Genomic DNA, 12676 nt, shown 5'->3' with positions numbered 1-12676 from the left:
CCTCAGTAGCCGTTAACCTGTAAGAATGCCTGGAAGCTGGCGTCGCTCCACGGCTCGCCCTGCTGATCGTGCATCCGCACCGCGTTCAGCCCCTTCACCAGCTCCGGTAAGGTTTCAATGCCCTGTTCGAAGAGATCTTCCAGCGTCGCAATCAGCTTCACTTCCCAGCTTTCCGGCTCGCGGCTGCGGGTCTGCCAGATCAGATTCTGATATTCGCCCGGCTTATGAATGGCACCGTTACCGCCCTCTGCAGGCGGGGTAAACTGGCGGCTTTCAGGCAGGGCCGGGTTGAAATTCAGGGTGTCGCTCATGCCACGGTCTCCTCGACGAAGGTAATCTGGATTTGATTTTCAAAGACCCGAACCGGGTAGCGGTTGAGGTTGCGACCACCGGGGCCATGCAGAGACTGGCCGGTTTTGACGTCAAACACCGCCTCATGCAGCGGGCACTCCACTTTGCCATCTTCCACGAAGCCCTGGCTCAGCAAGGCATACGCGTGCGGGCATACGTCTTCCAGCGCGTAATATTCACCGTCAATCAAATAAACGCCGATCTCTTGGCCTTCGACGTTGCCGCTAAAAGGGAAATCTTCCTGTACTTGTTCTGCGTCACATACGCCTATCCAGCTCATCGCGATCCTCCAGGCTTTTGTTTCATATATGAAACTCTGTTTCTTATTTAATACGGTCAATATAAAAGCGATGAATGTTTCGTCAAGCGCCAATGTGACGAATTTGTTAACCGACAGGTAATTAATTAACTAAGTGTGCAAAGGATCACGAAAAAATGCAGCGATATGAAATTTTCATTATTACGGCGTGAATGAATACGATTTACCGATGAGGTTAAATTTAAATAAAGAAATATTGACTTCTTTTACTTTTGTTACCTAAAAATAAAACAACTGAAAAGCTCAGTGTTTCACCTGTGAAACAGTCTTAAATTTTATTGTGTATAAACAATGAGTTTCACAGGTGAACCATTTTAGTTCCGTGACAATCACGCAAATAAAAATAAAATTACACGCATGTATAAGGCAGGCATTATGACGGCAAGATGGCAAGGCACAATTGCATTGTTATTACTCATTATTATTTCCTACGTCGACCGGGTGAATATCTCGGTGATGATTTTAAACCCAGAATTTGCCGAGCATTTTCGGTTAAATGAAAACAGAATGTTACAGGGAATGTTAATGACCTGCTTTCTGCTGGGTTATGGATTTTCCGCTTTATTATTAACTCCTGTTATTGAAAGCAAACTTCATTATCGGCAGGGGTTGTTAAGCAGCATTGCGATCTGGGCCCTGGTCTGCGCTGTTTCGCCATTGCTGGGCTCGCTAATGGGGATGCTTATCGCCCGCCTGGTGCTGGGCATTGCCGAAGGCCCGCTCTTTTCCCTGAAAACGCGCTTTATCAGCGATAACTTCAGCGCGGAAGAGATAGGCAAACCCAACGCCGTCACTGCGCTGGGCGTCTCGCTCGGGCTGGCGGTGGGCTTTCCGCTCGTCACCTGGCTGATGGCGCATCTGGGCTGGGCGGGTTCGTTCTATGCGCTGGCGGCAATCAATCTGCTGCTGGGTGGCGGGTTAATCTGGCGCTACCTGCCCGCACCGCGTGGTGCGGTGAAGATGAAAAAACCGGGATTTGTCGAAACCTTTACCCTCGCCTGGCAAACGCCGCTGCTGGGCTGGATTTTACTGGTTGAAATCGCCACTCTGAGCTATCTCTGGGGAAGCAGTGCCTGGCTGCCCGCGTGGCTGCGGGATGAACACCATTTCTCCCTTCACGCGACGGGCTGGCTTGCGGCGATCCCCTTCCTGCTGAGCCTGGGTTCAAAGTTCCTGGGTGGTGTACTGCTCGATAAAATGCGCCCGGACCAGGCTCCGGTACTCTTTGTTGTGGGCGGCGCGTTGACCGCGTTGTCAGTGGTCGCCCTGATGCTCAGCCATCAGCCGGTATGGCTGGCGCTGTTTATGCTTTCCGCCAATATCTTCTGGGGGCTTCAGGGGGCCGCCATTCCTGCCGTGATCCAGCATCACGCCGCGCGAGAAGCGGTGGGCAGCGCCTACGGGATCATTAATGGGATTGGCAATATCTGCGCGGCGTTTATTCCGCTGCTGATGGGGATGGTGATGAAATCGGCCGGGTCGGTCAGTTCCGGTTTTTCGGTGCTGGTGGTGTCGCAGGTTATCACCCTGCTGGCCGGGGGAATGTTGCTGCTGCGCATGCGTCGCGCAGCAGCAATCAGCGCCTAAGGCTTACTCGCCTTTTTTCGCTGCCTGGATGTAGAGCATCTCCAGCGCCAGGGTCGCTGCGGCCAGCGCAGTGATCTCGGACTGGTCATAGGCAGGGGCCACTTCAACGACGTCCATACCGACGATGTTCAGATCCTTCAGGCCGCGCACCAGTTTGATGGCGCGGTCTGAGGTCAGGCCGCCAATTACCGGGGTACCGGTACCTGGGGCAAAGGCTGGATCCAGGCAGTCGATGTCGAAGGTCAGGTAGACCGGCATATCACCGACGATCTGCTTAACCTGGGCGATGATGTCATCCACGCCGCGATCGTTCACCTGGCAGGCATCCAGCACGGTGAAACCGTTGTCTTTGTCGAATTCGGTACGGATGCCGATCTGCACGGAGTGGTTCGGATCGATCAGACCTTCCTTCGGCGCGGTGAAGAACATGGTGCCGTGGTCAAATTCACAGCCGTTCGCGTAGGTGTCGGTATGCGCATCGAAATGCACCAGCGCCATCTTACCGAAGTGCTTCGCGTGGGCGCGCAGCAATGGCAGCGTCACGAAGTGGTCACCACCGAAGGAGAGCATGCGCTTGCCGGCAGCCAGCAGTTTTTCTGCGTGCGCCTGCAGTTTTTCACTCATTTCACGCGCGTCGCCGAAGGCATATACCAGGTCACCGCAGTCCACGACGTTCAGGCGCTCGCGCATGTCGAAGTTCCACGGGAAGCGGTTATGCTCCCAGGCGAGGTTGGTGGAAACCTGACGAATGGCCGCCGGGCCATGACGGCCACCGGCACGACCGGATGTCGCCATATCAAATGGTACGCCGGTGATCACCCAGTCCGCATCGCTGTCGTAAGGCTGGAAGTTCATCGGAAGGCGTAGAAAACCAAAGGCATTGGAAACTAACGAGTTGTCGTACTGGTGACCTAAGGTGCTCATGGCAAAAACCTCATATTCGTCGCTATAAAAAAACCCTCCCGCGTCGTTAGCCCGACGAGGAAGGGTTAGATTGGAAAAAGGCAATAAAAAGAATTATCGCCGTTAATCTGCGCAGGTTCAAGTCAGGAAAAATGATCCCCCGCTTCACCCCTTATAAGCGACGCAACCGATCGATCAGCGGACCGGCCTCTTTAATCAGCGTTGCCGTTGACGGCTGGCACAGACACTCCAGCGAAACCGCACCCTGATAGTTGGCCGCTTTTAGCGCCAGATAGATGTCATCAATCGGCAAATGGCCATACCCCGGAAACGCCCGGTTAGAGTCGGCAAAATGCACATGCCGCAGCCGGGGGCCCAGCAAGGCTATCGCGTCGGTGAAATCGCGATCCTCAATATTGGCATGGAAAATATCCCATAACACGCCGACATTTTCCGGTGCGTCGCAGAAGCTCATAAACGCCATCATATCCGCCGCGCTGTGCAGATGCGCGATTTCATAGCGATTAAGGGCTTCAAGGACCAGCGTCACGCCGCACCGCTTCGCCTGCTCCACGCACGGCGCCATCGCCTCCGCCAGCGCATGCATATACTCGGTTTTACTCAGCATCCTGTCCGTTGCGCGCAATGAGCCTATGGTGACATGGCTCGACAGCTGCGCGGCGGCGTCAATATGTTCCGCCAGGCGCCGTTGAGTACGCAAAACCACCGCCCTGTCGCTGGAAAGTAAAGAGAGGCCATCGCGCTTGCGGGCCTGGCCCGTGGCAATAGTGGTACACCCCAGCCGGTAGTCATCCAGCCGCTTTTTCAGCCATGAGACCTCCATGCCTTCATAATCATTGATGCACAGTTCGGCGGCGTCGAAGCCGCTTTGCGCCAGCCACGCCAGTCCCTGCTCAAAGTCCTGCGGGGTAAAAGGCGAAAAAAGCGTTTCATAACGGCAGGTTAGCGTTGCGCTAAAGGTAATCATATCCTTCCCCATCATCTGTGAACCGGTATCGTCGGGTTAGCGCATTGCTCTGCCCAGGATGCGTTCGGCATTACGGGAGAAGCTTTTCGCCGCCTGCTCTACCGTAAGGGTGCCCTGGTCGATATTTTCAATGGTATTGTGCCAAAGCTCGACAAACTGCGGGTTATCGAAATAGGGCGAGGTGGGGATGTTATGGGGCAGTGCCAGAGAGGCGTTGATCCCAGCCACGGTAATATTGTCCTTTTGAATCACCCCCTCAGCTTCCAGCTGCTGCGCGGCCTTTTTACTCAGCGGCGTGCCGCGCTCCAGCCCCATCGCTTTGACGCCCTGCGGATCGTTCATTAAAAAATCGATCAGCTTCGCCGCCTCCTGTGGGTGCTTCGTCGATTTCCCCACGCTGAACATCATTGTCGGCTTGAAGAATAATCCGGCATCTTTCGCCCCCGGCAGCATAAAGAATGGCCCGAGCTCCAGCTTGTTATAGGGCGCGGTCAGGTTGTTTTCATACATCACGGCATTGGTGTTCCACATATAGATGCCGCCCCATTTTCCCTGGATCCAGGGCTTCATCTCCCAGGTATTACTTTTGCCGTAAGAGGAGAGTACCCGCATGGAAGGGAAGACGTGGCTGTCGACAAGATCTTTATACAGCTGGAAGAACTCCACCCACTGCTGCGGGGTATAGTTAAACTTGCCCGTTTTCTCATTAATCGCCGGAATCGCGTATTTCTGCACCATCCAGGACTGTACCAGCGTCAACGACTCCATATAGTCGAGTACCAGCGGATATTTCTCTTTGTCTTTTGCCTGAAACGCTTTCCCAGCCGCCATCAGCTCCGGCCAGCTCTGCGGATAGCTGACGCCCATCTCCTGCCATAATTTCTTGTTGTAGTAGAAGCTGCGTGCTGTCACCGCCACCGGAATGCCGTTCAGCTTGCCATTGACCGTGGTGGTACTCAGGGACTGCGGATCATATTGCCCGAGGTCGAGCACCGCTTTCTGGCTGTAGAGATCATAAAAGCCGTTGCCGTCCCGGGAAAAAATAGGCAGCCAGTTCCAGTTGGTCTGAATGACGTCCGGCTCGTTGCCGCCCGCAATCTGTACGGTCAGGCGCGAGAGGTATCCCTCCCACCCGGCGTATTCGGCCTTCACCTTGATATCCGGGTATTTCTGCTCAAACAGCTTAATGGCGTTTAAGGTCGCCTGATGGCGGCTGTTACCTCCCCACCAGGAGATACGGATTTCCGCCGCCTGCGCCGCCGCGAGGCAGGAGCAGGCAAGCAATAATGAGGCGCTCAGGCAAGCGTTACGTTTCTTCATCGTTTGCTCCTTATTAAGCCTTAATGTTTTGCAAAACCTCAGGCGGGATCTCGGCCAGATAGAGCGCCGGTTTACCGTCTTTATCCGTGCTGAACAGCACCGCTTTTTCGTCGGGCGTAAACGAGGGGTGCGGATGCGTCACCTGGCGATCGCCGTCCAGCACCTTCCAGGAGGAGCTGTGACGGGCGATTTTGTAGGCTTGCTTTTTCCGCAAATCAAATAACCACAGGTAGGGATCGCTGGTATCGCCATAGCCGGAATTATCGGCGATATCAATGGGCACGCCGGAACCGTCGCCTACGGCGAGGGAGCCATCTTCGTTACTCATGACGTGGGAACAGGGGGGCATCGCCATCAGGCGTTCGTCCTGGCCGCTCTGGCCGTCAATACGGCATAAATAGCGCACAGGGCTGTTTTTCACATAGGTGACGTACATCAGCGCCGAGCCATCCGGCACCCAGAATTCATGGGTATAGCTCTCCCCGGGGGCGGGCTGTCTGGCTTTACGAATATTGCTGCCATCTTCGTCCATCAGCCACATACGGGCGTCAACCCGGTCCAAAGGCCCCTCGTGGCAGAAGGCCACGGTGTTGTCATCAAAGGGTCGATAAATCGGATGCCCCAGCCACTGATTCTCCTCCAGCAGCGTGGTTCTCTCCCCTGTATGCAGATCGATGCGGATAACCCGACAGCGCGGCTGCTCGGCCCAGAAGGTCTGGAAGACGGTCCAGTCGCTAATTGGTCGCCAGCTGTCGCGATGGATCTCCACGCCGACAAGCTTATTGCAGGCGCTGTTCGCCACCCAGGTGCCATATCCCACCCACTCTTCCGGCACTTGATAAACGATCTCTTCCTGCAGCGTCGACAGATTTACCCGCATTAAATTGCGTTCGCTTTTGACATAATAGAGCGAAGTTTCATCCGGTGATAAAAAACCGCCAAAGGTATTATCGCCCGCGCCTTCCGTTAATTGCGTTGCTATACCCGTCGCCAGATCCAGCAAATAATAGTTGCGGTTAACATCGAACTCACCGGCAAAAATTAATTTCCTGCCACCATCAATAAAACATTTCTGGTAAAAGTAATTACGATGACAAATAACATCAACAGGCGTGAAGCGGGTAACTTTAGCGCCGGTATCCTCATCGATATAGTGTTCAAAATGTAATTGGACCTTCATACCTTTCGCCATGGGAACTCCTCCTGTCAGGGCATAACAATCTGGCCTGCAGATGACACACGTTTTTAGCGCATTCGAGCAGGCTCACACTTTTTTTCTTACGCCAGCAGCGGCGTTTGATCTTTGCGGGGATCGCATCTAGCATGCGTTTTTTATCGCTGCGGAATGCGTTTAATGAATACAACGACGCCTTACCTGTTAATGGAATTTAATTCACCTGAAATATGGCGCTGGGCTTTTATTGAAAAAGCGGTACGACTGGCCACAGGCTATGGTTTTCAGGGCATTATTATTCACCAGCAGTCATTATTAGCGCGTCTGGCTCCGCCTTCACCGCATTGTAAAGGCGCCGATTTAATTAATCTCACCATCGCCCAGGAAAATGCCCTTATTTATTTACGCAAAGTGGGCGACTATGTTCAACGTCATAATTTGCAGCTTTGGTTACAGGGAGAAGCCACCCCTAATAGCCAGGAATTAAAAGCAAAATTCCCGGAGTTTTTTCTTTCTGAAAATAACGAATCCCACTTTATTCACGCTTTTTTTCAGAACGTCATTCCGCACATTCTCGCCGCGTTGCCCACCGTTCGCGGTCTGCGCCTGTCGTTATCCACGCCCGACGTCAGCACCGAAAACTGGATTAGCGCATTAAAGGCGTTATATAAGGGCATCCGGCAACTGGGACGCCAGCTTATTTTACGCGATTACCAGGACAAAACCTGGCCCCGGCATATGCTGCGGGAAGCGCTGGAGGCCCTGCCCGGCGACGTTCGCGCCTCGGTTAAAGCAACCGAACTCGATTACCGTCCCGGCTTTGCCGGTAATCCCAATCTGCTCAACATTCGCCATAACCAGAAATGGCTGGAGCTGGATCTCTGGGGGCTGGAATATGGCTGGACGCTGCTGCCCTGTTATCTGCTTGACGAGATCCAGCAGCGCCTTAGCTGGCTTAATCAGCTCGACAGTACGCCAGAGGCCATCACCGTCCGCGTCGACTGGGAGTGGCTGCCAGACCTGACGCTGGAAGATTCCGTTAACGAGCTTAATTTGTCCGGCCTCTCCCGGCTGATCCACGAGCCAGAGGTCGCCCCTCGTCAACTGATCGCTCCCTGGCTACAGCAACGCGCCCGCGCTCCTCTCACCTTGCCAACCCTTAACGCCATCAGCGATATTCTCGTCGCCAGCCACGAATGGAGCTGTAAAACGCCTACCCTACTGGGGCGGGTGCTGCAATCACACAGCCGCCCCCCGGAAGATTTAGACCAGACCCTGCATCTGCTTCATCTTGATACCCGCGGCGCCAGCTGGACCCAGTCTTTTCAACCGCTGATGCCGAGCGACGATCCGGAGCTGGGCCACCAGCAGCGTCAGCTTATCGAGCTTGAGGACCAGCGTAGCCGCTTCCTGGCCGATTATATGTACAGCCGGGCATCTAATCTCCTGCCTGATAGCATGCTCACCGACGAAGCCCGGCATATCCTCCTTTCCGGGGTAACCCGGGCGGTAAAATATAGCCATATCTACAGCGCGTTCACCCGGGCGCTGACGCTGAAACTGTGGCTGCGCAAATATGGCGAGCAAGCGGATGTCAGGGCGGAATTCACCGCGGCGCTGGCGCACTTTACGCATCAGAATCGCGAGCTTGAAACGTGGCTGCTTCAGCAGGGCTCACAACATCCCTCCTCCTTTGCCACACTGCTCAATCCGCCACGCATCGCGGCGTTGATAGCAAGCCTGGCTCACGACTAAGCGATAGTGAAAGCATGGTGGCACAGGGGCGGGAAGTAAATCCGTCAGGCAAAAGGAAAAGAGCGGTTAGCGCAATCAGCGGTAGAAAAAGTGAGGCCGATCACGACCAGGGGAAATTTCAGGTGATCTAACTCACATTTGAGCGGCAGGATTTTGTGATCGCCATCGACTGGCTGGGGCAGGAAAAGCCCGGCGACGCAAACGTCGCCGGGCACCGTCATTACTCGTCTTCCAGATATGTGTAACCGTACAGACCGGCTTCAAACTCTTCCAGGAACTGTTTCTGCAGCGTATCGTCCAGATCGGTCTTTTTCACCTGATCGCGGAACTGAGTTAGCAGTTTGTTCGGATCGAGCTGCACGTACTGCAGCATGTCCGCCACGGTGTCGCCCTCGTCAGAGAGCTCCACTTCCACATTGCCATCAGGGAAGACAAACACGTCAACCGCTTCGGTGTCCCCGAACAGGTTGTGCATGTTGCCCAGGATCTCCTGATAGGCCCCGACCATAAAGAAGCCCAGCATAGGTGGGTTCTCCGGATCGTACTCCGGCATTGGCATGGTGGTGGCGATACCGTCACCGTCAATGTAGTGATCGATCGCGCCGTCGGAGTCACAGGTGATATCCAGCAGCACCGCGCGGCGCTCAGGCACCTGGTTCAGCCCTTCCAGCGGCAGGACCGGGAACAGCTGATCGATACCCCACGCATCCGGCATCGACTGGAACAGCGAGAAGTTGACGTACATTTTGTCCGCCATACGCTCCTGCAGCTCGTCGATGATCGGACGGTGCGCACGGTTGCTCGGGTCGAGCTGTTTCTGCACTTCGTGGCACATGTTCAGATAGAGCTGCTCTGCCCAGGCGCGCTCCTGCAGGCTGTATGTACCGGATGAATAGCCGATATGAATATCATGCAGATCCATCTGGCTATCGTGCAGCCACTCGCGCAGGGAACGGCGGGTGCCCGGCTCGTGCATCTCCTGCCAGGTTTCCCACATGCTCTGCAGCGCGCGTGGCGCGTCGTCAGCAGGCGGTGTGGCTTCGGTGTATTCGTTGCGCTCAACGCCGATAATGTTGGAGACCAGCACCGTATGGTGCGCGGTCACCGCACGCCCGGACTCGGTGATCACCGTCGGGTGCGGCAGGCCGTGCTCTTCGCAGGCATCGCCGATTGCCCAGATGATGTTGTTCGCGTATTCGTTCAGACCGTAGTTCACGGAGCAGTCAGACTTGGAGCGAGTACCCTCGTAGTCCACGCCCAGGCCGCCGCCCACGTCGAAGCACTGGATATTTACGCCCAGCTTATGCAGCTCGACGTAGAAACGGGCCGACTCGCGTACGCCCGTGGCGATATCGCGGATGTTGGCCATCTGGGAGCCGAGGTGGAAGTGCAGCAGCTGAATGCTGTCCAGACGACCACGCTCGCGCATGATCTCCACCAGCTGCAGAACCTGGTTCGCCGCGAGGCCGAACTTGGATTTTTCACCGCCGGAGGACTGCCACTTGCCGGAGCCCTGGGAGGCCAGACGCGCACGCACACCCAGGCGCGGCACCACGTTCAGACGCTCGGCCTCTTCCAGCACAATGTTAATCTCAGACATCTTCTCGATGACCAGATAGACCTTGTGGCCCATCTTCTCACCGATCAGCGCCAGACGAATGTATTCACGGTCTTTATAACCGTTACAGACGATCACCGAGCGGGTCATGCCGGCATGGGCCAGCACCGCCATCAGCTCCGCTTTGGAACCGGCTTCCAGACCCAGCGGCTCGCCGGAGTGGATCAGGGATTCAATAACGCGACGATGCTGGTTTACCTTGATCGGATAGACCAGGAAGTAGTCGCCGTTATAGCCGTAGGATTCACGCGCGCGCTTAAAGGCGGCGTTAATGGAGCGCAGACGGTGTTGCAGGATCTGCGGGAAGCAGAACAGAGCGGGCAGACGCTGGCCCTGCGCTTCGCGTGCTTTTACCAGTTTGGCGAGATCGACGCGCGCTTCCGGTACGTCAGGATCCGGGCAAACGCTGATGTGGCCCAGCTCGTTGACGTCGTAGTAGTTGTTACCCCACCACGCAATATTGTATGTGCGCAGCATCTTGCTGGCTTCCTGGGAGCTCATCGCAACCTCCTGCATAGAACGTAGTACACCCTGTTCGCCCGCTGACGAAGGCGAAAACGAAGACATGTCGTCAGACATAGCGAACCTCAACTCTTACTATTAAGTGTAAAACAGTTGACTACTATCGCAGCGTCAATCTGCGATAACAACCCATTATCCGACCGGTTTTCCAGCACAGAATGCTGAAAGCCGGGCCGTGCGACCGGTTTCTTATTCATATCATTGTAAAACACGTATCCGAACTCTGTATGACAAGGTCCGGCGAAACCACGAGAAAACTCTTGTATTAACAAGAGCGCCCTTGTTCAGTCTTCACAAAGCGTAGTGCCTGCCCGGGAATCCTGAGAAGCGCCGAGATGGGTATAACATCGGCAGGTTTGCAGATTAGAAATGCGAATGGCGGGGAACATGTTCCGGCCTGAAAGGCAGAACTGAATTAGCGGAAAACGACGGTTCATTATCTCGTATCACCTCCATGCAAGCCTGATTAAACTCGCGACAAGTTAAAGCTAAAAGTTCACTGCTTTACCCGGCTGGAAGTGGCGACACGAAGAAACGTCGTGTGCTTTTTTGTATGAGCCGCGCGCCGCGTTTTATACCGACAAGACGCGGAAAATGCAAAATATAAATGCGGGCAATGACGCACCGTCAGCAAAAATTTCCAGCAGGGTTTTCAGGGGCGTGTGGATACATTCAAAAAAAGCTGGAAATCGGGCGAAGAAGTGACCTAAAATAGCCATCCAGATGTTAATCCATCCATACCGATTAACACTCAGACTGCCAGTGTCACCATCTGCAAGTCCTGGTGGAAAAACCTGCCACGGCTATCCCACACGACAGTTTGAGCTATACAAATTCTCCTTAGGTAAAATAAAACATGGCAAAACACCTGTTTACGTCCGAGTCTGTATCAGAAGGACATCCTGATAAAATTGCTGACCAAATCTCCGATGCCGTGCTGGATGCGATCCTCGAGCAGGATCCAAAGGCGCGTGTAGCGTGTGAAACCTATGTCAAAACCGGCATGGTGATGGTGGGCGGTGAAATCACGACCAGTGCATGGGTTGATATCGAAGAGATCACCCGTAACACCGTACGTGAAATCGGCTATGTACATTCTGATATGGGCTTTGATGCCAACTCTTGCGCCGTCCTGAGCGCCATTGGCAAACAGTCCCCTGACATCAACCAGGGCGTTGACCGTGCCGATCCGCTGGAACAGGGTGCGGGCGACCAGGGCCTGATGTTTGGCTACGCTACCAACGAAACCGACGTGCTGATGCCAGCGCCAATCACCTATGCGCACCGTCTGGTGCAGCGTCAGGCTGAAGTGCGTAAAAACGGCACCCTGCCGTGGCTGCGTCCGGATGCGAAAAGCCAGGTCACCTTCCAGTACGACGACGGTAAAATTGTCGGTATCGACGCGGTGGTTCTCTCTACTCAGCACGCTGAAGATATCGAGCAGAAATCCCTGCAGGAAGCGGTGATGGAAGAGATCATCAAGCCGGTTCTGCCGACCGAGTGGCTGAATGCCTCAACAAAATACTTCATCAACCCAACGGGCCGCTTTGTTATCGGTGGACCAATGGGCGACTGCGGCCTGACCGGACGTAAGATCATCGTTGATACCTACGGCGGCATGGCGCGTCACGGTGGCGGCGCATTCTCCGGTAAGGATCCGTCTAAAGTTGACCGTTCCGCAGCCTACGCAGCACGTTATGTTGCCAAGAACATCGTGGCTGCTGGTCTGGCTGACCGCTGTGAGATCCAGGTCTCCTACGCCATCGGCGTGGCGGAACCGACCTCCATCATGGTTGAAACCTTTGGTACCGAAAAAGTGCCATCTGAGCAGCTGACCTTGCTGGTGCGCGAGTTCTTCGACCTGCGTCCATACGGTCTGATTCAGATGCTGGATCTGCTGCACCCAATCTACAAAGAAACCGCTGCTTACGGTCACTTTGGTCGCGAACATTTCCCGTGGGAAAAAACCGACAAAGCCGCCCTGCTGCGTGAAGCTGCCGGTCTGAAATAATCGACTGACCGCTTACTGAAAAAGCCAGCCTCGTGCTGGCTTTTTGTTTTTTATGCCCCTGAATGCCCCGCCTGAAATCGCTTACATCGCGATAAAAACGCAGCCCTTTCGGAATACTCTCTTTGTCT

The 12676-nt window shown here is 54.7% G+C and carries 12 protein-coding genes; 3 read left to right on the top strand and 9 right to left on the bottom strand.

Features of this window, described 5'->3' with window-relative positions; translation table 11 throughout:
• Positions 1–2 precede the first annotated feature (2 nt).
• Together DVA44_RS04000 and DVA44_RS03995 are read right to left on the bottom strand one after the other, a co-directional pair.
• Positions 3–311: a recombinase-like helix-turn-helix domain-containing protein gene (locus tag DVA44_RS04000; protein WP_103822804.1), complete on the bottom strand. Its 309-nt coding sequence runs from the start codon at positions 309–311 to the stop codon at positions 3–5.
• Complete coding sequence (locus DVA44_RS03995; protein WP_114385780.1) at positions 308–631, bottom strand: non-heme iron oxygenase ferredoxin subunit; 324 nt, start codon at positions 629–631, stop codon at positions 308–310. Before DVA44_RS03995 ends, DVA44_RS04000 begins: the two co-directional genes overlap by 4 nt.
• Before the next feature lie 414 nt (positions 632–1045).
• Between DVA44_RS03995 and DVA44_RS03990 the strand changes: the two genes are divergently transcribed.
• On the top strand, positions 1046–2257 hold the full coding sequence (locus tag DVA44_RS03990; RefSeq protein ID WP_114385779.1) for an MFS transporter: 1212 nt from the start codon (positions 1046–1048) through the stop codon (positions 2255–2257).
• Positions 2258–2260: 3 nt separating this feature from the next.
• On the opposite strand, the gene speB is transcribed toward DVA44_RS03990, so the two are convergent.
• The 4 genes from speB to DVA44_RS03970 form a co-directional block, all read right to left on the bottom strand.
• The gene (gene speB, locus DVA44_RS03985; protein ID WP_058608614.1) at positions 2261–3181 is read right to left on the bottom strand and encodes an agmatinase; all 921 of its coding nucleotides are present in this window, start codon (positions 3179–3181) and stop codon (positions 2261–2263) included.
• A 151-nt stretch (positions 3182–3332) separates the two neighbouring features.
• A complete protein-coding gene (locus DVA44_RS03980; protein WP_168194450.1) occupies positions 3333–4148 on the bottom strand; it encodes a sugar phosphate isomerase/epimerase in 816 nt (271 codons plus the stop codon).
• Positions 4149–4184: 36 nt separating this feature from the next.
• On the bottom strand, positions 4185–5468 hold the full coding sequence (locus DVA44_RS03975; RefSeq protein WP_103176912.1) for an ABC transporter substrate-binding protein: 1284 nt from the start codon (positions 5466–5468) through the stop codon (positions 4185–4187).
• A 13-nt stretch (positions 5469–5481) separates the two neighbouring features.
• Positions 5482–6660: an oligogalacturonate lyase family protein gene (locus tag DVA44_RS03970; protein ID WP_114385777.1), complete on the bottom strand. Its 1179-nt coding sequence runs from the start codon at positions 6658–6660 to the stop codon at positions 5482–5484.
• Positions 6661–6822: 162 nt separating this feature from the next.
• Here DVA44_RS03970 and DVA44_RS03965 point away from each other — a divergent pair, with 162 nt between their 5' ends.
• Positions 6823–8397, top strand: a complete 1575-nt coding sequence (locus DVA44_RS03965) for a hypothetical protein (protein ID WP_114385776.1) — start codon at positions 6823–6825, stop codon at positions 8395–8397.
• A 44-nt stretch (positions 8398–8441) separates the two neighbouring features.
• On the opposite strand, the gene DVA44_RS25635 is transcribed toward DVA44_RS03965, so the two are convergent.
• The 3 genes from DVA44_RS25635 to yqgB are packed head-to-tail and all read right to left on the bottom strand — an operon-like array spanning position 8442 to position 10734.
• Positions 8442–8618, bottom strand: coding sequence for a hypothetical protein (locus DVA44_RS25635; RefSeq protein ID WP_168194449.1), 177 nt, complete (start codon positions 8616–8618; stop codon positions 8442–8444).
• Positions 8618–10594 (bottom strand): biosynthetic arginine decarboxylase, encoded by a 1977-nt coding sequence (speA, locus tag DVA44_RS03960; RefSeq protein WP_103822809.1) that lies wholly within the window; start codon positions 10592–10594, stop codon positions 8618–8620. Before speA ends, DVA44_RS25635 begins: the two co-directional genes overlap by 1 nt.
• 8 nt (positions 10595–10602) lie before the next feature.
• A complete protein-coding gene (gene yqgB, locus DVA44_RS03955) occupies positions 10603–10734 on the bottom strand; it encodes an acid stress response protein YqgB (RefSeq protein ID WP_139156299.1) in 132 nt (43 codons plus the stop codon).
• Between the two features lie 659 nt (positions 10735–11393).
• On the opposite strand from yqgB, the gene metK reads away from it, so the two are divergent.
• A complete protein-coding gene (gene metK, locus DVA44_RS03945) occupies positions 11394–12548 on the top strand; it encodes a methionine adenosyltransferase (RefSeq protein ID WP_103822810.1) in 1155 nt (384 codons plus the stop codon).
• The last annotated feature ends 128 nt before the right edge of the window (positions 12549–12676 follow it).

This window comes from Leclercia sp. W17 (genome assembly GCF_003336325.1).
Lineage (GTDB): Bacteria > Pseudomonadota > Gammaproteobacteria > Enterobacterales > Enterobacteriaceae > Enterobacter.
Note: the sequence above shows the minus strand (reverse complement) of the source record. Positions and strands in the feature narration are given on the sequence as shown.

Coding starts and splice junctions, on each gene's coding strand:
- DVA44_RS04000 (WP_103822804.1), bottom strand. CDS start 311: ATGAGCGACACCCTGAATTTCAACCCGGCCCTGCCTGAAAGCCGCCAG.
- DVA44_RS03965 (WP_114385776.1), top strand. CDS start 6,823: ATGAATACAACGACGCCTTACCTGTTAATGGAATTTAATTCACCTGAA.
- DVA44_RS25635 (WP_168194449.1), bottom strand. CDS start 8,618: ATGACGGTGCCCGGCGACGTTTGCGTCGCCGGGCTTTTCCTGCCCCAG.
- DVA44_RS03980 (WP_168194450.1), bottom strand. CDS start 4,148: ATGATTACCTTTAGCGCAACGCTAACCTGCCGTTATGAAACGCTTTTT.
- metK (WP_103822810.1), top strand. CDS start 11,394: ATGGCAAAACACCTGTTTACGTCCGAGTCTGTATCAGAAGGACATCCT.
- DVA44_RS03990 (WP_114385779.1), top strand. CDS start 1,046: ATGACGGCAAGATGGCAAGGCACAATTGCATTGTTATTACTCATTATT.
- speA (WP_103822809.1), bottom strand. CDS start 10,594: ATGTCTGACGACATGTCTTCGTTTTCGCCTTCGTCAGCGGGCGAACAG.
- yqgB (WP_139156299.1), bottom strand. CDS start 10,734: ATGAATAAGAAACCGGTCGCACGGCCCGGCTTTCAGCATTCTGTGCTG.
- DVA44_RS03975 (WP_103176912.1), bottom strand. CDS start 5,468: ATGAAGAAACGTAACGCTTGCCTGAGCGCCTCATTATTGCTTGCCTGC.
- DVA44_RS03970 (WP_114385777.1), bottom strand. CDS start 6,660: ATGGCGAAAGGTATGAAGGTCCAATTACATTTTGAACACTATATCGAT.
- DVA44_RS03995 (WP_114385780.1), bottom strand. CDS start 631: ATGAGCTGGATAGGCGTATGTGACGCAGAACAAGTACAGGAAGATTTC.
- speB (WP_058608614.1), bottom strand. CDS start 3,181: ATGAGCACCTTAGGTCACCAGTACGACAACTCGTTAGTTTCCAATGCC.